Origin of the sequence: Streptomyces sp. NPDC050264 (assembly GCF_040655895.1) — a bacterium.
Lineage (GTDB): Bacteria > Actinomycetota > Actinomycetes > Streptomycetales > Streptomycetaceae > Streptomyces.
In genome coordinates, this window is record NZ_JBFAKV010000056.1 from 1 (window position 1) to 19589 (window position 19589).

General features: G+C 71.9%; 17 protein-coding genes. 5 read left to right on the forward strand and 12 right to left on the reverse strand.

Annotated features, from left to right (window positions below; all coding sequences use genetic code 11):
* Positions 1-298: 298 nt before the first annotated feature.
* The 6 genes from proC to AB0J02_RS42970 form a co-directional block, all read right to left on the reverse strand.
* Complete coding sequence (gene proC, locus AB0J02_RS42945) at positions 299-1141, reverse strand: pyrroline-5-carboxylate reductase (RefSeq protein ID WP_363199361.1); 843 nt, start codon at positions 1139-1141, stop codon at positions 299-301.
* 122 nt (positions 1142-1263) lie between these two features.
* Positions 1264-2001 carry an ABC transporter permease gene (locus tag AB0J02_RS42950; protein WP_363199362.1) on the reverse strand — a complete coding sequence of 246 codons (738 nt, stop codon included), beginning with the start codon at positions 1999-2001 and terminating at the stop codon, positions 1264-1266.
* Between the two features lie 19 nt (positions 2002-2020).
* On the reverse strand, positions 2021-2809 hold the full coding sequence (locus AB0J02_RS42955; RefSeq protein WP_363199363.1) for an ABC transporter ATP-binding protein: 789 nt from the start codon (positions 2807-2809) through the stop codon (positions 2021-2023).
* 35 nt (positions 2810-2844) lie between these two features.
* Entirely contained in the window at positions 2845-3624 is a 780-nt protein-coding gene (locus tag AB0J02_RS42960) for a class I SAM-dependent methyltransferase (protein WP_363199364.1), read from the reverse strand.
* 77 nt (positions 3625-3701) lie between these two features.
* Positions 3702-4217 (reverse strand): EamA/RhaT family transporter, encoded by a 516-nt coding sequence (locus AB0J02_RS42965; RefSeq protein WP_363199365.1) that lies wholly within the window; start codon positions 4215-4217, stop codon positions 3702-3704.
* Between the two features lie 42 nt (positions 4218-4259).
* On the reverse strand, positions 4260-4538 hold the full coding sequence (locus AB0J02_RS42970) for an SH3 domain-containing protein (protein WP_363199377.1): 279 nt from the start codon (positions 4536-4538) through the stop codon (positions 4260-4262).
* A 307-nt stretch (positions 4539-4845) separates the two neighbouring features.
* Between AB0J02_RS42970 and AB0J02_RS42975 the strand changes: the two genes are divergently transcribed.
* On the forward strand, positions 4846-6999 hold the full coding sequence (locus AB0J02_RS42975; protein ID WP_363199366.1) for a serine/threonine-protein kinase: 2154 nt from the start codon (positions 4846-4848) through the stop codon (positions 6997-6999).
* Positions 7000-7018: 19 nt separating this feature from the next.
* Here AB0J02_RS42975 and ilvD read toward each other — a convergent pair whose 3' ends face one another.
* The 4 genes from ilvD to AB0J02_RS42995 form a co-directional block, all read right to left on the reverse strand.
* A complete protein-coding gene (ilvD, locus tag AB0J02_RS42980) occupies positions 7019-8872 on the reverse strand; it encodes a dihydroxy-acid dehydratase (RefSeq protein WP_363199367.1) in 1854 nt (617 codons plus the stop codon).
* A gap of 119 nt (positions 8873-8991) precedes the next feature.
* The gene (locus tag AB0J02_RS42985; RefSeq protein ID WP_363199368.1) at positions 8992-9609 is read right to left on the reverse strand and encodes a TetR family transcriptional regulator; all 618 of its coding nucleotides are present in this window, start codon (positions 9607-9609) and stop codon (positions 8992-8994) included.
* Positions 9606-10430, reverse strand: coding sequence for a sugar phosphate isomerase/epimerase (locus tag AB0J02_RS42990; protein WP_363199369.1), 825 nt, complete (start codon positions 10428-10430; stop codon positions 9606-9608). Before AB0J02_RS42990 ends, AB0J02_RS42985 begins: the two co-directional genes overlap by 4 nt.
* Before the next feature lie 430 nt (positions 10431-10860).
* Entirely contained in the window at positions 10861-11793 is a 933-nt protein-coding gene (locus AB0J02_RS42995) for a Ppx/GppA phosphatase family protein (RefSeq protein WP_363199370.1), read from the reverse strand.
* An 83-nt stretch (positions 11794-11876) separates the two neighbouring features.
* On the opposite strand from AB0J02_RS42995, the gene AB0J02_RS43000 reads away from it, so the two are divergent.
* A complete protein-coding gene (locus tag AB0J02_RS43000; protein WP_363199371.1) occupies positions 11877-12848 on the forward strand; it encodes a hypothetical protein in 972 nt (323 codons plus the stop codon).
* 29 nt (positions 12849-12877) lie between these two features.
* On the opposite strand, the gene AB0J02_RS43005 is transcribed toward AB0J02_RS43000, so the two are convergent.
* Complete coding sequence (locus tag AB0J02_RS43005) at positions 12878-14659, reverse strand: hypothetical protein (protein ID WP_363199372.1); 1782 nt, start codon at positions 14657-14659, stop codon at positions 12878-12880.
* A gap of 256 nt (positions 14660-14915) precedes the next feature.
* Between AB0J02_RS43005 and radA the strand changes: the two genes are divergently transcribed.
* Together radA and disA are read left to right on the forward strand one after the other, a co-directional pair.
* The gene (gene radA, locus AB0J02_RS43010; protein ID WP_363199373.1) at positions 14916-16325 is read left to right on the forward strand and encodes a DNA repair protein RadA; all 1410 of its coding nucleotides are present in this window, start codon (positions 14916-14918) and stop codon (positions 16323-16325) included.
* An 82-nt stretch (positions 16326-16407) separates the two neighbouring features.
* Positions 16408-17532, forward strand: a complete 1125-nt coding sequence (gene disA / locus AB0J02_RS43015; RefSeq protein ID WP_363199374.1) for a DNA integrity scanning diadenylate cyclase DisA — start codon at positions 16408-16410, stop codon at positions 17530-17532.
* Positions 17533-17639: 107 nt separating this feature from the next.
* Here disA and AB0J02_RS43020 read toward each other — a convergent pair whose 3' ends face one another.
* Positions 17640-18455, reverse strand: a complete 816-nt coding sequence (locus tag AB0J02_RS43020) for a hypothetical protein (RefSeq protein ID WP_363199375.1) — start codon at positions 18453-18455, stop codon at positions 17640-17642.
* Between the two features lie 187 nt (positions 18456-18642).
* Between AB0J02_RS43020 and AB0J02_RS43025 the strand changes: the two genes are divergently transcribed.
* The gene (locus AB0J02_RS43025) at positions 18643-19308 is read left to right on the forward strand and encodes a phosphatase PAP2 family protein (protein WP_363199376.1); all 666 of its coding nucleotides are present in this window, start codon (positions 18643-18645) and stop codon (positions 19306-19308) included.
* Positions 19309-19589: the final 281 nt, after the last annotated feature.

Sequence of the window (19589 nt, forward strand, 5' to 3'; positions counted from 1 at the left end):
GGCCTGATTCCCTGTCAACCGGGTTTGTCTTCCCGGCCGTTGGGCCGTTCCGACGAGTGAGACTTTAGCGGATTCCCGGCCCCCGAGCTAATCGGGGTCCCGCTCTTTCGAACGTGGATTCCTCATTCCGCAAAAGCGTACGCAAAACAACACGACATAACAGCGTCGAGCGTTTGAGTAGGTCTTGCGGATTGGCTGTCCGGGGCCGACCAGAGGCGGCGCTCACGTCGGACAACTCGGAGAACACTACGTACCGGCCCGGGACGTGTCAACCTCCCACCTCGGGCCGTCGGACACGTCAGCTGTTGTTGCCGGAAGCCAGCTCGCGGCTGCGGTCGCGGGCCGCTTCGAGGGCGGCGATGAGGGCCGCGCGGACCCCGTGGTTCTCCAGCTCGCGGATGGCGTTGATCGTCGTACCGGCGGGGGACGTGACGTTCTCGCGGAGCTTCACCGGGTGTTCGCCGCTGTCGCGGAGCATCGTGGCCGCGCCGATGGCCGACTGGACGATGAGGTCATGGGCCTTGTCGCGGGGCAGGCCCAGCAGGATGCCGGCGTCCGTCATCGCTTCGACGAGGTAGAAGAAGTAGGCGGGGCCCGAACCGGAGAGGGCCGTGCAGGCGTCCTGCTGTGACTCCGGGACACGGAGGGTCTTGCCCACCGAGCCGAAGATCTCCTCGGCGTGGGCGAGATGGGCGGCGGTCGCGTGCGTGCCGGCCGAGATGACGGACATCGCCTCGTCCACGAGGGCCGGGGTGTTCGCCATGACGCGGACCACCGGGGTGCCGGGCCGCAGCTTCTCCTCGAAGAAGGCGGTGGTGATGCCGGCCGCGCCGCTGATGACCAGGCGGTCCGCGGGGACGTGCGGGGCGAGCTCCGTGAGCAGCGTGCCCATGTCCTGGGGCTTGACCGTGAGGATCAGGATGTCGGCCTTCTCGGCGGCCTCCTGGTTGCTGACCGGGGTGACGCCGTAGCGGGTGCGGAGTTCCTCGGCGCGCTCGGGGCGGCGGGCCGTGACCATCAGGTCGGTGGCGGCCCAGCCGCCGCGGATCATGCCGCTGAGCAGGGCTTCGCCGATCTTTCCCGTGCCGAGTACGGCGACCTTGTGGCGCGGGTGCGGGCTGGTCGGGGTCGTCTGGCTCATGTCGGCTCGGGCCTTCCGTGTGCGCGTCGTCGTCCGGACGCATCCTCGCACCGGCCGGGCCGGGGCCCGGGAAACGTCCGATGGACGGACGGAGCGACGGGCGCCCGGGGCGGCGCAGGCTGTCAGACCGTTCGGCGGCGCAGGGTTGCCGCGCCCAGGGCCAGGACGAGGACGGCGCAGCCCGCGACGATCAGGGCGTCGCGGACATAGGTGGCGGTGAGGTCGGTGTGGCGTAGGACCTCGTTCATGCCGTCGACCGCGTAGGACATCGGGAGGACGTTCGAGATCGCCTCCAGGACCGGCTGCATTTTGTCGCGTGCGGTGAGCAGGCCGCAGAGGAGGAGCTGGGGGAAGATCACCGCCGGCATGAACTGGACGGCCTGGAACTCGGAGGCCGCGAACGCCGAGACGAAGAGGCCGAGGGCCGTGCCGAGCAGGGCGTCCAGCAGGGCGACCAGGAGCAGCGGCCAGGCCGAGCCCATGACGTTCAGGTCGAGGAACCACAGGGCGAGGCCGGTGGCGAGCGCCGACTGGACGATCGCGAGGGCGCCGAAGGCGAGGGCGTATCCGGCGATGAGGTCGCCTTTGCCGAGGGGCATGGCGAGGAGGCGTTCGAGGGTGCCGCTGGTGCGTTCGCGGAGGGTGGCGATGGAGGTGACCAGGAACATCGTGATGAGCGGGAAGATGCCGAGGAGCGAGGCGCCGATGGAGTTGAAGGTGCCGGGGCTGCCGTCGAAGACGTAGCGGAGCAGGACGAGCATCACGCAGGGGACCAGGACCATGAGCGCGATGGAGCGCGGGTCGTGGCGGAGCTGGCGCAGGACGCGGGTCGCGGTGGCGGTGGTGCGGTACGTGTTCATGGCGGGTCCGTCCCGGAGGTCAGTGGGTGGCGTTCGCCGCGTCGACGAGGTGGAGGAAGGCCTGTTCGACGGTGGGAGTGGCCGTGCTCGCCCGCAGGGCGTCGGGGGTGTCATCGGCGAGGAGCTCGCCCTCGCGCATGAGGAGGAGGCGGTGGCAGCGCTCGGCCTCGTCCATGACGTGGGAGGAGACGAGGATCGTGGTGCCCCGGGTGGTGGCGAGGTCGTGGAAGAGGTTCCAGAGGTCGCGGCGCAGGACGGGGTCGAGGCCGACCGTGGGCTCGTCGAGGACGAGGAGGTCGGGGGTGCCGAGGAGGGCGACGGCCAGGGAGACGCGGCCGAGCTGGCCGCCGGAGAGGTTTCCGGCGAGGGCGTCCGTGTGGGTGGTGAGGTCCACGTCGGTGAGGACGCGGTCGACGTCCGTGCGGCGGCGGTCCGCCGCGGCGCGGCCGGGGAGGAGGACGGCGGCGAAGTAGTCGAGGTTCTGGCGGACCGTCAGGTCGAGGTAGACGGACGGGGCCTGGGCGACGTAGCCGACCTGGGAGCGGAGGGCCGGGTGGCCCGCGGGGCGGCCGAGGACCTGGAGGGTGCCGGTGACCTTGGCCTGGGTGCCGACGAGGGCGCGCATCAGGGTCGACTTGCCGCAGCCGGAGGGGCCGAGCAGGCCGGTGATCTGGCCGTGCGGGACGGTGAAGTCGAGGCCGCGCAGGACGGTGCGGGGACCGCGTACGACCGTGAGGCCCGTGGCGTGGACGGCGGGGGTGACGGCTTCCCGGGTGGCGGTGCCGGGAGGGCCCGAGGTTTTATTCATCACGTGATGAATATTGCTCCCGGGCCTACACCCCGTCAAGGGCGGCGCACGACCGTGAGCTCCAGGGCGTACGCGTCCTCGACGATGCCGTCGGGGAAGTCGCGCAGGAGGTGCGCGCGCTCGTCGGCCAGCACCGGCGCGGACCGCTCGGGTCCCAGCACCGCGAAGTAGGAGCGGCTGCCGAGGTGGGCCAGGTGCAGGTCGACCGGGATGCGGCGGGTCCAGTGGAGGCGGCGGAAGACCGGGGCCCGCGCCGGGGTCGGACCGAGGGAGGTGATGATGCCGGGCGCTCGGGTGGAGACGCCGTGGCGGTGGTAGCCGGGCAGTCGTTCCTGGAGGCGGGCTTCCTGGGCGGCGGTCCATGCGACGTCCGGGTCCGGGACGTTCCACCACAGGGCGAGCGAGCCGCCCGGGCGCAGCACCCGCAGCGCCTCCGGGACCGAGCGGGCCGGGTCGGTCCAGTGCCAGGACTGGGCGTACGCGACCAGGTCGGCGCAGGCGTCGGCGAACGGCAGCGCGTCGCCGATCCCCCGCACGAGGGGTACGTCGGGAAGGGCCCCGCGGAGCTGGGCGGCCATGCCGGTGCCGGGTTCGACGGCGATGACACGGGCGCCGCGGTCGCGCAGGAGGCGGGTGGCGATGCCGGTGCCCGCACCCACGTCGAGCACGTCGGCGCCGCGCAGGGCGCCGGGCCCTGCCAGCTCCTCGATGGTGTCGAAGAGAGCGGGCGGGTAGTCGGGGCGGGCCGTGGCGTACTGGGCGGCGACCGTGTCGAAGGAGAGCGCGTAGTCGGCGCTCGGGGGCTGGTCCGTCATGGGGTCATCGTGACCGTGCGGGGACCGGCCTGCCAGGCTCGGCATGCTCTCCTTCCCGGGGGCTTCTGCTGCCCGGCTCAGCCCTTCTTCTTCCCGCCCGGCTTCTTGGCGGGGTTGCGGGTGCGGCGGGAGGTGCGGCGTTCGAACTGCTCGCGGGCGGTCTCGTACTCCTGCCTGCGGAGCTTCTCGCCCGGCGCCTCGGTCAGGCAGCGCAGGGCGTGGGCGACGAGTACACCGACGAAGCCGATCGTCAGGAAGCCGCGCAGCGAGGCCTGGCGCTCGGGGTCGGGGCGCTGGGAGAAGCCGCCCCAGGTGCGGCTGAAGGCGAAAGCGCTGCAGAGGGCGAACATGACGACGACCAGCACGTTCACGAAAGCGCCGACGTCGGCGATGGCCAGGCCCTGGTAGGCGAAGCGCAGCACGAAACAGCCGGCCGCGGCGGCGAGGAGCGCGCCCACGCCGACCGCGGCGCGGCGCAGCGCGTAGCCGCCGCTGTGGTCGACCCAGCTCGTCCCGAAGAAACGGATCTCTTCGGGACGGGGGCCGGGGGCCGGGATGGTGCTGGGGGTTCCGGTGCCGGATTCGTCGCTCACACGTCGATTATCACCGCATGTGTCTCCGGGGGCGGGCGTGGGTCAGGCGCAGCGGGAGGCCACGTAACCGTCGCTGCCGGTCCTGACGTAGGCGTCGGAGATGTACTCGCCGACTCCGATGTTGTCCCAGATCTTGCTGGTGCCGTACGGGCCCGTGACTGTCTGGCCGGGCTTCTGGCAGTTGATCGTCACGCGCGCGCCCTGCGGGAGGGTGCGCACCACGCGGTACTGGGTGCCGGGTCCGCTGCGGACGTTCACGGTGTAGCCCGGCGCCACCGGGTAGGAGCCCGCGGCGGCCGCCAGTGCCTCGGTGGCCGCCATGGTCTCCGTGGCCGCGGGTCCTGCGGGTTCCGCCGTGCCTGCTATGTCCTCGACCGCCATGTCCGTCTCCCCCGTCGTCTGTCCGAGTCTGTCGAACGGGTCCTCGTTCAGCGTTCGTTGAGGCCCCGTTGAATGCACTGTGCTCAGCTGACTCCCGTACGGGATGTCGCGGACAGCTGTCGCACTCCGTCGAACGCGGAGGCTAGCAAGCCTCACCTGTCCCGTACGAACCATCGACTAGGCTCCGTGCGTCGCGAGCACGAAGATCGCGTACGGGGTGATCACGACGACATCCACGGGGGTGGACATGCCGTCACGGCCCAGCATCGGGCCCGGCGCGGAAGCGGAACTTCCGGAGTACGCCGGGCACTATCGCCTTGAGGAAATCCTGGGTTCGGGCGGGATGGGGGTCGTGCATCTGGCGCGGTCCGCGGCGGGGGTGCCGCTCGCGGTGAAGGTGGTGCACGCCGAGTTCGCGCGGGATCCCGAGTTCAGGGGGCGGTTCCGGCAGGAGGTGGCGGCCGCCCGGCGGGTCAGCGGGGCCTTCACGGCGTCCGTGGTGGACGCCGACCCGGATGCCGACCGGCCGTGGATGGCCACGCTGTTCATCCCCGGACTCACCCTCGCCGACCACGTCAAGCGGAACGGGCCGCTGACGCCCGCGCAGCTGCGGCACGTCACCGCGGGGCTTGCCGAGGCGCTGCGGGACATCCACCGCGTCGGCGTGGTGCACCGCGATCTCAAGCCCAGCAACGTGCTGCTGGGCGAGGACAGCCCCAAGGTCATCGACTTCGGCATCTCGCGGCCGAAGGACAGTGAACTGCGCACGGAGACGGGGAAGTTGATCGGCACACCGCCTTTCATGGCGCCCGAGCAGTTCCGCCGCCCGCGTGAAGTCGGCCCGGCCGCCGATGTGTTCGCCCTCGGGTCGGTCCTGGTGCACGCGGCGACAGGGCGCGGCCCCTTCGACTCCGACAGCCCGTACCTCGTCGCGTACCAGGTCGTGCACGACGAGCCGGACGTGACCGGCGTGCCCGAGGAGTTGGCGCCGCTGGTGCTGCGCTGCCTCGCCAAGGAGCCGGAGGACCGGCCCACGCCGGACGAGCTGATGGCCGAGGTGCGCCGGCTTTCGGCGCGCTATGACACGCAGGCGTTCGCCGCCCAGGCGTTCACCTCCGAGGCGTCCGCTTCTCAGGCGTTCATACCGGCACAGCGCAAGTCGCCGGAGCCGCAATCGCTCGCCCCCAAGTCGCCTGCGGCAGACGGCACTTCGAAGCGGCCGGGGCGTTCATGGCCGGTGCGCGCGGTCGCGGTCGTCGCCGGTGTTCTGGCGCTGGCCGGCGTACTGGCGCTGACGCTGCTCCCGCACGCCGACGACGACGTATCCGGCCCGCGGGCGGCGGAGGTCGCCGCGACCGCCTCCTTCCACGCCTGGAGCCGCCCGCTCGGTTCGGGGGCCGCGCCCGTGTGCTCGTACGGGAAGGGGGCGCTGCGCTGTGCCGCGCCCGGTGTGCTGGCCGCGTCGGTGGATCCGCGCGACGGCAAGGTGCTCTGGCAGCGCGAGGCGTCCGGCGGCACCGATGGCGGCGCGCCCGCGCCCGTCCTGTCCGGCGGCCTGGTCCAGGTCGTCAGCCCGGACGGCGCCCGGCTTCTCGCGCTCGACCCGGCCACCGGGAAGACGCGCTGGTCGATGGGGATCGCGGCCTACCAGGGCCAGGTGCAGCCCGTGGGCGACACCGTGCTGCTGGCCGCCCCCGACGGCACGCTGACCGCGATCGACGGCGCTACGGGCGAGCGGCGGTGGCGGCACCGCCTGCCCGTCACCCAGCCGGTGCTCTCGTACGTCGGCGGTGGCCTCGTCTACGCGACGACTACGGCCCCGGACGGGGTGAACAGCCAGGTGAGCGCGGTGGATCCGGCGACGGGCGCGGTCCGCTGGACGCACGGTTCGCCGGGGACGGCGACGCCGGCCGGTGTGGCCGACGGCGTGGTCTGGTGCACGCAGCGCGGCACGGACGGTTCGACCGTGGCGCTGGTCGGCCACCGGCTGAGCGACGGGGGCGTCGCGCGGCGCGTACCCCTCGCGCTGCCGCTGCCCCAGACGACGGTGACGGTGCGGCGCGGCACGGCCTATCTGCTCGCGGCGGGCGGCGCGCTGGTCGCGCAGGATCTGGCGTCGGGGAAGCAGCTGTGGCGGTCGGAGACCTCGGTGAGCAGGGGCTCGGCGCCGGGCGTCGACGACAAGGGCCGGGTCTGTGTGACGGCCCCCGACGGCCGCCTGCTGGCCATGGACCCGCGCACGGGCGCGCCCCTCGGCCAGACCCGGCCCCGCCCCGGCGCCCGGTCCGACCGGGTGGTGGCCGAGCTGGCGGCGCCGGTATTGGCCGGTGGACGGGTCTACGGGAGCGCGCCGGACGGCACGGTCTTCGGGGTGGACGGCGCCCACCCCGAGGACTGGTGATCGGCTACGGGCCCGCGGGTCAGCCGAGCTTGGAGACGTCGCGGACGGCGCCGCGGTCGGCGCTGGTCGCCATCGCCGCGTACGCCCGCAGGGCCGCGGAGACCTTGCGCTCGCGCGACTTGGGGGCGTAGACGCCACCGAGGGCCTCGCGGCGCGCGGCCAACTCCTCGTCGGAGACGAGCAGTTCGATCGACCGGCCGGGGATGTCGATACGGACGCGGTCGCCGTCCTCGACGAGCGCGATGGTGCCGCCGGCGGCGGCCTCGGGCGAGGCGTGGCCGATGGACAGGCCCGACGTACCGCCGGAGAAACGGCCGTCCGTGACGAGCGCGCAGGCCTTTCCGAGGCCGCGGCCCTTCAGGTACGAGGTCGGGTACAGCATCTCCTGCATGCCGGGCCCGCCCTTCGGTCCCTCGTAGCGGATGACGACGACGTCGCCCTCCTTGACCTGCTTGAGGAGGATCTTCTCGACGGCCTCTTCCTGCGACTCGCAGACGACGGCCGGGCCTTCGAAGGTCCAGATGGACTCGTCGACGCCGGCGGTCTTCACGACGCAGCCGTCCTCGGCGATGTTGCCCTTCAGGACGGCCAGGCCGCCGTCCTTCGAGTAGGCGTGGGCGACGTCACGGATGCAGCCGCCGGCCGCGTCGGTGTCGAGGGTGGCCCACCGCTCGGACTGCGAGAAGGCCTCGGCGGAGCGCTTGCAGCCGGGGGCCGCGTGCCACAGCTCGACCGCCTCGTCCGACGGCGAGCCGCCGCGCACGTCCCACGTGCCGAGCCATTCCTTGATGGAGGCGGAGTGGACGGTGTGCACGTCCTCGTTGAGCAGACCGCCGCGGTACAGCTCGCCGAGGATCGCGGGGATGCCGCCGGCGCGGTGCACGTCCTCCATGTAGTACGTGCCGCCGGGCGCCACGTTCGGGGCGACCTTGGACAGGCAGGGGACGCGGCGCGAGACGGCGTCCATGTCGGCGAGGGTGTAGTCGAGCTCGGCCTCCTGAGCGGCGGCCAGCAGGTGCAGGATCGTGTTGGTCGAGCCGCCCATGGAGATGTCGAGCGCCATGGCGTTGTCGAAGGAGGCGCGGGTGGCGATGGAGCGCGGCAGGACCGACGCGTCGTCACCGTCGTAGTACCGCTTGGCGATCTCGACGACCGTCGCGCCCGCCCGCTCGTACAGCGCCTTGCGGGCGGTGTGCGTGGCGAGCACCGAGCCGTTGCCCGGCAGGGAGAGGCCGATGGCCTCGGTCAGGCAGTTCATGGAGTTGGCCGTGAACATGCCGGAACAGGACCCGCACGTGGGGCAGGCGTTCTCCTCGATGCGGAGGATGTCCTCGTCGGAGATGCTCTCGTCGACGGCGTCACTGATCGCGTTGACCAGGTCGAGTTTTCGCACCGTTCCGTCGACCAGGGTGGCCTTGCCGGCCTCCATCGGGCCGCCGGAGACGAAGACCGTCGGGATGTTGAGACGCAGGGCCGCGTTCAGCATGCCGGGGGTGATCTTGTCGCAGTTGGAGATGCACACCAGGGCGTCCGCGCAGTGCGCCTCGACCATGTACTCGACCGAGTCCGCGATCAGGTCGCGCGAGGGCAGGCTGTAGAGCATGCCGCCGTGTCCCATGGCGATGCCGTCGTCGACGGCGATGGTGTTGAACTCCCGGGGGATACCGCCCGCGGCCGTGACGGCCTCGCTGACGATGCGGCCCACGGGGGCCAGGTGCGTGTGCCCGGGGACGAACTCGGTGAACGAGTTGGCCACGGCGATGATCGGCTTCCGGCCGATGTCCGCACCGGGTACACCGGAGGCGCGCATAAGGGCGCGTGCGCCCGCCATGTTGCGGCCGTGGGTGACTGTGCGGGACCTCAGCTCGGGCATTTCGCTCGCTCCTTCAGGCAGAAAAGGCTGCGACCGACCCTACGCCGCCCCTCCAAGATCCGGACACCCTGTCCACATGACGGGATACCCGTCTCAAAGGTGCAGCCGCCGCGCCCCTTTCAGGCGCCGGTCAGATGCCCCTGCACGACGGGCGCGAGCCGCGCCACGAGGACTTCCACATCGGCCGAGGCCAACGGCTCCACCTTGATCACGTACCGCAGCATCGCGGTCCCCACCAGCTGGGCGGCGGCCAGCGCGGCACGCAGCTCGGCCTCCTGCTCCGGCAGGTCGAGGCGGCGCCCGATACGCGCCAGCAACTGCGCGGCGACGAGCCGCCGGAAGACACCGGCGGCCACCTCGTTGTTCACGGCGGAGCGCAGGATGGCGAGCAGCGGGGCCCGCGTCGCGGGGTTCTCCCAGATGCCGAGGATGAACCGGGTCAGCCGCTCACCGACGTCGTCCAGCGACCCGTCCGTCAACACGCTGGGCGCCTCCAGGGCAGGCGCGAAGGCCACCTCGATCGAAGCGGCGAACACCTGCTCCTTGGTCCCGAAGTAGTGGTGCACCAGCGCCGGGTCGACGCCGGCCGCCTTCGCGATCCCGCGCACGGACGTCTTCTCGTACCCCCGCTCGGCGAACTCCTCCCGCGCCGCGGCGATGATCCGCTCCCGCCTGCCGGGCCCGCCCCCGCTCTCCGTACGAGAGGGCCGCCCCCGGCGCCGCACGGGTTCCGTCATGAACGCGGTACTCGCGCCGCGGACGCCAGATGCAGCCGCGTGAAGGCGAGCGCCTCGGCGAGATCCGCCTCACGTTCGGCGCTGGACATGGCCCGCCGCGTATTGACCTCGATGACGACATGCCCGTCGAACCCGCTGCCGGCCAGCCGCTCCAGCAACTCGGCACACGGCTGCGTGCCGCGCCCCGGCACCAGATGCTCGTCCTTGTTCGACCCGTTCCCGTCGGCCAGGTGCACATGACCCAGCCGGTCCCCCATCCGGTCGATCATCTGCATCGCGTCGGTACGGGCCGTGGCGGTGTGACTCAGATCAACGGTGAAGTGCCGGTAGTCGTCCTTCGTGACGTCCCAGTCCGGGGCGTAGGCGAGCATCTCCCGGTCCCGGTACCGCCACGGATACATGTTCTCGACGGCGAACCGCACATCCGTCTCATCGGCCATGCGCCATACGCCGCTGACGAAGTCCCGCGCGTAATTGCGCTGCCACCGGAAGGGCGGATGGACCACGACGGTCGACGCCCCGAGCTTCTCCGCCGCCGCCTTCGCCCGCTGCAGCTTCACCCACGGGTCCGTGGACCACACCCGCTGCGTGATCAGCAGACATGGGGCGTGCACGGCCAGAATCGGAATCCGGTGATAGTCGCTCAGCCGCCGCAGCGCTTCGATGTCCTGGCTGACGGGGTCGGTCCACACCATGACCTCGACGCCGTCATATCCCAGGCGCGCGGCGATCTCGAAGGCCGTCGCCGTCGACTCCGGATACACCGAGGCCGTCGACAGGGCGACCTTCGCATCCGGGATGCGCACCACTGGTTCTGCCACGCAGACAGAGTACGGGCCCTCCGGGGGTGGAGCCGTGGGGGCCCGTGCGCTCGGCCATCCCTCCTGGTCATGCGCCCGGCGCTGCCGCACAGGCCACGGGGCTCCGCCCCGGCCCCCGCTTCTCAAGCGCCGGAGGGGCTTGATTTGGCGGCGCTTGATTTGACGGCGTACGGCCGCAACCACGCCCCCACGTTCAGACACGTACGAGACGGGAGGGGGCGGTCGGGGTATGCGCGCGCGCAGCACAGCGGCACGCGGTAGCGACCGGCGAAGCAGCGGGCGACGCCATCAAGATGGCGAGCACGGACATACCCCGGGCGGCACCGTACCCACCCCGACACCTATCGGAACGAACCGGACAGCCGCCAACGAGACCCCAGACGGCCACCCTCCCTTCACCGCGAAAACAGCGGCAGCGGCAGCGGCAGCGTCACGCCCCAGGCAGATGATCCAGCCGCCGCAGAATGACACCCTCCCGCAACGCCCAGGGACAGACCTCCAACGTCTCCACCCCGAACAGATCCATCGCCCCCTCGGCCACCAGCGCACCCGCGAGCAACTGCCCGGCCCGCCCCTCGGAAACCCCCGGCAGCTCCGCCCGCTCGGCCTCCGTCATCGCGCCGAGCCGCGGCACCCAGTCCTCCAGGGACTTCCGCTTCAACTCCCGCTGGACGTAGAGACCCTCCGTGGACCGGGCCGCCCCCGCCAACCGCGCCAACTGCTTGAACGTCTTCGACGTGGCCACCACATGATCCGGCGCCCCGAACCGGCTGAACTCCCCCACCGTCCGCGCGATCTGCGCCCGCACATGCCGCCGCAACGCCTTCACATCCGCCGGATCCGCCGGATCCCCCGGCAGCCACCCGGCCGTGAGTCTCCCGGCCCCGAGCGGCAGCGACGCCGCCGCGTCCGGCTCCTCGTCTATCCCGTACGCGATCTCCAGCGACCCGCCCCCGATGTCGAGCACCAGCAGCTTCCCCGCCGACCACCCGAACCACCGCCGGACGGCCAGAAAGGTGAGCCGCGCCTCCTCCGCCCCGCTCAGCACCCGCAGTTCGACCCCGGTCTCCGCCTTCACCCGGGCCAGCACCTCATCGGCATTGCTCGCCTCGCGCACCGCGGACGTGGCGAAGGGCAGCAGATCCTCGACGCCCTTGTCCTCGGCGGCCTCCAGGGCCCCGTTGACCGTGCCGACCAGCTGCTCGACGCCGTCGGCCCCGATCGCGCCCTGCTCGTCGAGGAGTTGAGCGAGCCGCAATTCGGCCTTGTGCGAGTGCGCGGGCAGCGGGCGGGCACCCCTGTGCGCGTCCACCACGAGCAGATGAACCGTATTCGAACCCACGTCGAGGACACCGAGTCTCATATAAGGAACGCTACTGCGCCCACGTGCCCGACCATCCGCCGCAGAGGTCTTCCCGCCCCCCTCGACGCGCTTACTCTGGAACGGTGCCAAAGACGAAAAAGGCCAAGGCCGACAAGAGCGACAAGAAGACGAAGTCGGCAAACCAGAAGCAGGCGAAGCAGACTCCGAACCCGGACCTGAACGAGCACCCGAAGCCCTCGAAGACGCCGCAGTCCTCGAAGCCCTCGAAGACCCCGAAGAATCAGAAGAACCAAGAGATCCACCAGATCCAGCAGCCTCCGAAGACCAGGTCGGACGAGAAGGGAATCGATTTCCCGCGCGCCTGGGTGGAGTTCCCGGACCCGGCGGACGACGAGCAGATCTTCCGCTGCGATCTGACATGGCTGACCTCTCGTTGGACCTGCATCTTCGGCAGCGGCTGCCAGGGCATTCAGGCGGGCCGCGCGGACGACGGCTGCTGCACGCTGGGCGCGCACTTCTCGGACGAGGACGACGAGAAGCGCGTGGCCGGGTTCGTGGCACGTCTGACGCCCGACATCTGGCAGCACCACGACGTGGGCACGGAGACCGGCTGGGTGTCGAAGGACGAGGACGGCGAGCGCCAGACCCGCCCGTACAACGGCTCGTGCATCTTCCAGAACCGTCCGGGCTTCGAGGGCGGCGTCGGCTGCTCCCTGCACATCCTGGCGATCAAGGAGGGCCGCGAGCCCCTCGAGACGAAGCCCGACGTGTGCTGGCAGCTCCCGGTCCGCCGCACCTACGAGTGGATCGACCGCCCCGACGACACCCGCGTGCTGCAGGTCTCGATCGGCGAGTACGACCGTCGCGGCTGGGGCCCGGGCGGCCACGACCTGCACTGGTGGTGCACGTCGGCGACCTCGGCGCACGGCGCGGGCGACCCGGTGTACGTCTCGTACCGCCCGGAGCTGACCGAGCTGATGGGCAAGGACGGCTACGACAAGCTGGTCGAGTTCTGCGAGGAGCGGCTGGCGGCGACGCCCAAGGGCCTGCCTCTGGTCGCACCGCACCCGGCGGACCCGGACACGACGGCGTAGACGCGGCGACACGACGAGGGCCTGCGGGCCTAAGGGGACTGCGGACCCGTCGAGTCCCCGGGGCCCGACGGGTCCGAGGGCGCGGGCGACGAGTCGCTCGGCGTCGGATCGGGCTCGGAGGTCGTGGGGTCCGGGTCGGGCGAGCTCGGATCGGGGTCGGAGGGCGACGGGTCGCTCGGTCCGGTGGTGGGGTCGGAGGGCGAGGGGTCGGACGTTCCCGGTCCGTGCCCATGACCATTCCCGTGCCCAGGGCCTTGACCATGACCGTGCCCGGGGCCATGACCGGAGCCGTGCCCGGGGCCGTGGCCGGGGTGCCCGCCCCAACGCCCACGCCCCTCGATGGAGATGACGGCCCCGGACGGGTCGATCCCGACGCGCGCGCTCCAGTGCCCGTACGGCTCCCGGTCCTGGTCGACGTACACCTGGATCGTGACCGACTCCCCGGGCCGCAGCGTGCCCGACGCCCGGCTCAGGTACAGCCAGGACGCCCCGGTGCTCGCCGACCAGTGCACGGCCGAACTCCCGGACGCCGTCAGCGTGATGAGCGTCGTGTCCCCGCTGGGCTGCGCCTCCACCGTGAGCCGCCCGGGACCCGTACCCGCGCGCGTGGGCGGCGAAATCACCTCTACGGAGACGTCGGGTGAACGGCTGCCCGCGGTGAAACGGGGGTCGGGGGTGGTGCTGGCATTGCCCGCGTTCTCGTACGCGTCACCCGCGTGCTCGCCGTCCAGAGCGCCGGGCCCGCCCGCCTCGCCGGCGCTGATGGAGCGTCCGTCGCTGCCCTCACCGGTGTGCGGCGCTCCCCGGTAGGCGGCCCACAGGGCGATCACGGGAGCGGCCACCACGGTGGCGACCACGGTCGTCGTCACCGCACGCGCGCGCAGCCGGTCGCGCCGAGCGGCCCGGTCCTTGGGGTCCATCGGGAACCCGAGCCGGTCGAAGCGCGGCGCGCCGCCGGGGTGCGGGGCGTGCATCGCGCGGTGCAGGGCCGGGCGCGGGGCCTCCACGAGGGGCAGCGCGGCGGGTGTCACGGAGGTGCCGGGCCAGCTGCCGGGGGCGGCGCGCTCGGCGGTGCGGCGGCAGCGCGGGCAGTCGTCGACGTGCCGGACCAGTTCACGGCGCAGGGCGGCGGAGAGCAGCAGCTGGTTGTCGCCGGTGAGGCGGGCGACGCTGGGGCAGGTGCCGGTCTCCACGACGGCGAGCGCGGCGCGGGTGCGCTCGACCTCACAGGCGGCGGCCGCGAGCAGCTCGCGCGTGACACCGGGGTCGGTGCCGAGGACGGCCGCGACCTCGCGCGGCGACAGCTGGTGGCGCACCGCCAGTTCGAGCGCCTCGCGCTGCTCGGGCGTGGTGCCGGCGGCCTCGGGCCAGGCGAGCTGGGCGAGTTGGCGGCGCCGTTCCTCGTGCAGCAGTGTGTCTTCCGGGGCGGAGGCGGCGCTCTCCGGCGGCTCGGGCGGGCGCTTTCCCGTGGCGTGCGTGCCCTGCCTCCTGCGCTTGGCCTCGGCGAGGCGGCGCAGGCAGGACCAGCGGGCGAGCGCGTACAGCCAGGCTCTGCGGTCGGCCTCGGAGTCGGCGGCCGGGGCGCGCGAGCCGCGCCGCTCGGCGAGGGCGAGGGCGTCCCCGAGGGCCGCGGTCGCCTCCTCGTGGTCGCAGAGCACCGAGAGGCAGTACGTGAACAGGCCGTCCAGACACGGCTCGTAGCGAGCGGGCGGGCGCTGCGGAACAGCGCGCGGCACCGGACGCCTCGCCCCGGCGCGCTGCGCCCGGTGTGCGCCAGTGGTGTGCGTGGGGGATTCCGGCCTGCTGCTCATCACCCGTGCGACCGTAGGGGCCGGACAGGGGCCCCTTCCGGCCCCTTGCACACTTTTAATCCTTACGGGTGAAACGATCCCTCAAAAGGGGACAGCAACCTCATATTCCATGGCCAGCGCGGCTACTCGGGGCAACCGGCGGCGAGGACTCCGACGATTACGGCGTCGGCGGTGTGGCGGTGTGGCGGTGCTGGCGACATTGGCCGCGTTGGCCGCGTTGGCCGCGTTGTCAGTGGCGCCCGCTACGGTTCCCCTCATGGCTGCCCGTACGAAATCCGCGAAGGACCGTCCGTCCTACCGCTGCACCGAATGCGGCTGGCAGACGGCCAAGTGGCTGGGCCGCTGCGCCGAGTGCCAGGCATGGGGGACGATCGAGGAGTACGGCGCGCCAGCCGTGCGTACGACCGCGCCCGGCCGCGTCACGACGTCCGCCGTGCCGATCGGCGAGGTCGACGCCAGACAGGCCACGGCCCGCAGCACCGGCGTGCCAGAGCTGGACCGGGTGCTCGGCGGCGGCCTCGTACCCGGCGCGGTGGTCCTGGTGGCGGGCGAGCCCGGCGTCGGCAAGTCCACGCTCCTCCTCGACGTGGCGGCCAAGGCGGCCGACGCCGAGCACAAGACCCTCTACGTAACGGGCGAGGAGTCGGCGTCCCAGGTCCGCATGCGCGCCGACCGCATCAAGGCGATCGACGACCACCTGTACCTGGCCGCGGAGACCGACCTCTCCGCCGTCCTGGGCCACTTGGACGCGGTGAAGCCGGCCCTGCTGATCATGGACTCCGTACAGACGGTGGCCTCCCCCGAGATCGACGGCGCGCCCGGCGGCATGGCCCAGGTCCGCGAGGTCGCCGGCGCGCTGATCCGCGCCTCCAAGGAGCGCGGCATGGCCACGCTGCTCGTGGGCCACGTCACGAAGGACGGCGCGATCGCCGGCCCGCGCCTCCTGGAGCACCTCGTGGACGTCGTGCTCAGCTTCGAGGGCGACCGACACGCGCGGCTGCGCCTGGTCCGCGGCGTCAAGAACCGGTACGGGACGACGGACGAGGTCGGCTGCTTCGAACTGCACGACGAGGGCATCACCGGCCTCGCCGACCCGTCGGGACTGTTCCTGACGCGGCGCGACGAGCCCGTCCCCGGCACCTGCCTGACGGTCACGCTGGAGGGCCGCCGCCCCCTGGTGGCCGAGGTGCAGGCCCTCACCGTCGACTCGCAGATCCCCTCCCCCCGCCGCACGACCTCCGGCCTGGAGACCTCCCGCGTCTCGATGATGCTGGCGGTGCTCGAACAGCGCGGCCGGATCAGCGCCTTGGGCAAAAGGGACATCTACTCCGCGACGGTCGGCGGCGTGAAGCTGACCGAGCCGGCCGCCGACCTGGCCATCGCCCTCGCCCTCGCCTCCGCCGCGAGCGACACCCCGCTCCCGAAGAACCTGGTCGCGATCGGCGAAGTGGGCCTGGCGGGCGAGGTCAGGCGGGTCACAGGAGTGCAGCGCAGGCTCGCCGAGGCACACCGGCTGGGCTTCACACACGCGCTGGTTCCGAACGATCCCGGCAAGATCCCGCCCGGTATGAAGGTCCTGGAAGTCGCCGATATAGGGGACGCCCTACAGGTGCTGCCGAAGAGCCGTCGTCGAGAGCCCCCACGGGAGACGGAGGAGCGCCGGTAGACTTTGCCCTGGTCTCGCCTGTGCGTACGAACGCGACGAACCCCAGGGCGGCGCCTCAGAGTCTGCGATCCGGAGGAGTGCAGTGGCAGCCAACGACCGGGCGTCAGCTCTCGGCAAGTCCGGAGGGAGTGCCGGTGCGGACGTGGCGATGCGCGCCGCGCTGAGCGCGGTAGCGCCCGGCACCGGCCTGCGGGACGGCTTGGAGCGGATCCTCCGCGGCAACACCGGCGGGCTCATCGTCCTCGGCTCCGACAAGACAGTCGAGTCGATGTGCACCGGCGGTTTCGTCCTCGACGTGGAGTTCACGGCCACCCGCCTGCGCGAGCTGTGCAAGCTCGACGGCGGCATCGTGGTCTCCTCGAACCTCGACAAGATCATCCGGGCCGGCGTCCAGCTGGTCCCGGACCCGACGATCCCCACCGAGGAGACCGGCACCCGGCACCGCACCGCCGACCGCGTGAGCAAGCAGGTCGGCTACCCGATCGTGTCCGTCTCGCAGTCGATGCGCCTCATCGCGCTCTACGTCGACGGACAGCGCCGCGTCCTGGAGGACTCGGCCGCGATCCTGTCGCGGGCCAACCAGGCCCTGGCCACCCTGGAGCGCTACAAGCTGCGCCTCGACGAGGTCGCCGGCACGCTCTCCGCGCTGGAGATCGAGGACCTGGTCACCGTCCGGGACGTCACGGCGGTCGCGCAGCGCCTCGAAATGGTCCGCCGCATCGCCACCGAGATCGCCGAGTACGTCGTCGAGCTGGGCACGGACGGACGGCTTCTGGCGCTTCAGCTCGACGAGTTGATCGCGGGCGTCGAGCCCGAGCGCGAGCTGGTCGTGCGGGACTACGTGCCCGAGCCCACGGCCAAGCGCTCCCGCACCGTCGACGAGGCCCTCGCCGAGCTGAACTCCCTCCACCACGGCGAGCTCCTCGAACTGCCCACCGTGGCACGGGCGTTGGGCTACACCGGCTCACCGGAAGCGCTGGACTCGGCCGTGTCGCCGCGCGGCTTCCGCCTCCTCGCGAAGGTGCCGCGCCTGCCCGGCGCGATCATCGACCGCCTCGTGGAGCACTTCGGCGGCCTGCAGAAGCTGCTCGCCGCCAGCGTGGACGACCTGCAGACGGTCGACGGTGTCGGAGAGGCGCGGGCGCGCAGCGTTCGGGAGGGTCTGTCGCGGCTGGCCGAGTCTTCGATCTTGGAGCGGTACGTCTGAGACGAGCGGGGTCAGGGGCTGAGCCCCGCGGTATGAGCCCGGGGGCTCTCCCGGTGAACTCAGCCGACCTTCGGCTCAGCTCACCTGCAACTCAGGCCCCCTGAAGCTCAGTCCGCCTTCAGCACGAACGACGTCTGCGTGCCGGCAAGCTGCGCGCCCTTGACCTCCACCAGGTACGTACCCGGCCCCGCGGACCCCGCCGGCGGCGTCGCGCACTGAGCCGCACTCGGCTTCCGGTCCCACGTCAGGCTCCGCGTCACCTTGCCGCCCGCCGGCACCCGCAGCACCTGGCCGCCCACGGCCGGGCAGTCCTCCGACGACCAGTACTTCTTGTCGTCGTCCGCCTTCGTGATCGAGACAACCGCCGTCTTCGGACCCAGGTCGACCTTGCAGGCCTTGTCGGTCGAGTTCTTGACGACCAGTTCGATCTTCGGCTTCTCCCCGGGGGCGTACGAGTTGTGGGCGCTGCGCACCGTCAGCGTCACGCCGCCCGCCGTGCAGTCGGGCAGGCCGGAGCCCGCCGGGACCTTGTCGCCGGAGGTCGAACCGCCGCCACTGCCATTCCCGTTGCCCGTGCCGCTGTCGCCGCCCGCCGAGTCGTCGGAGCCGCCGCCCGAACCCGCCGAACCGCCCGCGCCGCCGCCCGAACCGGAGCCGTCGCCCGAACCGGAACCGCCCGACTCGTCGCGGCCGCCCGGGTGTTGGCTGATCGCGGGGCCCGTACCGGACGGGCCTGGCGTGATGGCATCGGTCGGCTGCTTGCCGTTGGACCCGCCGGCGCTGTTGCTCCCGCCCCCGCCGCCCAAGTTGACGATCCATACGACGAGCAGCGCGAGCAGCGCCACGACGGACGCCAGAACGACCCTCCGCCGCCAGTAGATGGAGGAGGGAAGGGGCCCGATCGGATTGCGCAGAGATCCCACGACCCAAACCTTACGAGAGATCGGGCCGTTGTCCCGCGCCCACCCGCCGCCCCACGCATCAAGTTTTCCGGATCATCATCATGCGCGGCTCCGCGACGGCGCCCCGCGGACCCTGTCTTTCGTCAAGTGCAGTCCGCGACTATCGCAAGATGTGACGGGGCCTGGTCATTGCGTACTGTCCGTCACCATGGGAACCATCGACTCCGATCTCTATCGCGGCATCACCGATTTCGCCCACGACACGCCGTCGTGGTTTCAGCACCTGATGGAGGTGTGGACGGAACTCGGGCTGCTGCTGTTCGCCGTGCTGTTCGTCGTCGCCTGGGCACGGGCGCGCCGCGGCGATCCGCGGGCGTTCGCCGTCGCGGTGCTTGCGCCGCTGGCCACCGCGGTGGCTTATGTCTGCAGCGAGTTGCTCAAGTCGGGGATCGACGAGGAGCGGCCGTGCCGGGCCGTCTCGGGCGCGCTGCCGTCGCTGGTGGACTGCCCCGTCTACGGGGACTGGTCGTTCCCCAGCAACCACGCCACCATCGCTGCCGCGGCGGCCGTCGGACTGGCGCTCGCCTGGCCGAAGATCGGCCTGCTGACTGTGCCGATGGCGATCCTCATGGCGTTCTCGCGGGTCTTCGTGGGCGTGCACTATCCGCACGACGTCGCGGTGGGCCTGCTGCTCGGCACTCTGGTCACGCTGCTCCTCGTACGCCTTCTCACACGTCCCGGGGCGCGGGTGACCGAGGCGATGCGCGGGTCCGGGAACGGGCTCGCGCGGTGGTTCGCCGGGCCGGGGCCTGTCGGGGGTGGCTACGGGTCTTCGTATGACGGGCGGCCGCGCGGGGGCGCGCACCGACGCTGAGCCGCTTGGCGCGGGGCGCCGGGTGTTTGCGCGGGTGGGGCGGGGCCGTGACGGGGTACCTCCTCGGCCAGATCGCTCTCGTCGTCTGCTGCACGCCGTAGGCAGGTCATCCGGCACGTCGTTCTGCGATGCCCTGCGGGACGCCCCGTCACGTGCCCGCCCCGTTGCGTCGCGGGGCGGGGCCGTGGCGGGGTACCTCCTCGGCCGGATCGGTGTCGTCGTCTGTTGCACGCCGAAGGCAGGTCATCCGGCACGGAGTGCCTGCGGGACGCCCCGTCACG

Coding starts and splice junctions, on each gene's coding strand:
- proC (WP_363199361.1), bottom strand. CDS start 1,141: ATGAGCCAGACGACCCCGACCAGCCCGCACCCGCGCCACAAGGTCGCC.
- AB0J02_RS42975 (WP_363199366.1), top strand. CDS start 4,846: ATGCCGTCACGGCCCAGCATCGGGCCCGGCGCGGAAGCGGAACTTCCG.
- AB0J02_RS42960 (WP_363199364.1), bottom strand. CDS start 3,624: ATGACGGACCAGCCCCCGAGCGCCGACTACGCGCTCTCCTTCGACACG.
- AB0J02_RS42955 (WP_363199363.1), bottom strand. CDS start 2,809: ATGAATAAAACCTCGGGCCCTCCCGGCACCGCCACCCGGGAAGCCGTC.
- AB0J02_RS42950 (WP_363199362.1), bottom strand. CDS start 2,001: ATGAACACGTACCGCACCACCGCCACCGCGACCCGCGTCCTGCGCCAG.
- AB0J02_RS43005 (WP_363199372.1), bottom strand. CDS start 14,659: ATGAGCAGCAGGCCGGAATCCCCCACGCACACCACTGGCGCACACCGG.
- ilvD (WP_363199367.1), bottom strand. CDS start 8,872: ATGCCCGAGCTGAGGTCCCGCACAGTCACCCACGGCCGCAACATGGCG.
- radA (WP_363199373.1), top strand. CDS start 14,916: ATGGCTGCCCGTACGAAATCCGCGAAGGACCGTCCGTCCTACCGCTGC.
- AB0J02_RS42970 (WP_363199377.1), bottom strand. CDS start 4,538: ATGGCGGCCACCGAGGCACTGGCGGCCGCCGCGGGCTCCTACCCGGTG.
- AB0J02_RS42995 (WP_363199370.1), bottom strand. CDS start 11,793: ATGAGACTCGGTGTCCTCGACGTGGGTTCGAATACGGTTCATCTGCTC.
- AB0J02_RS42985 (WP_363199368.1), bottom strand. CDS start 9,609: ATGACGGAACCCGTGCGGCGCCGGGGGCGGCCCTCTCGTACGGAGAGC.
- AB0J02_RS43025 (WP_363199376.1), top strand. CDS start 18,643: ATGGGAACCATCGACTCCGATCTCTATCGCGGCATCACCGATTTCGCC.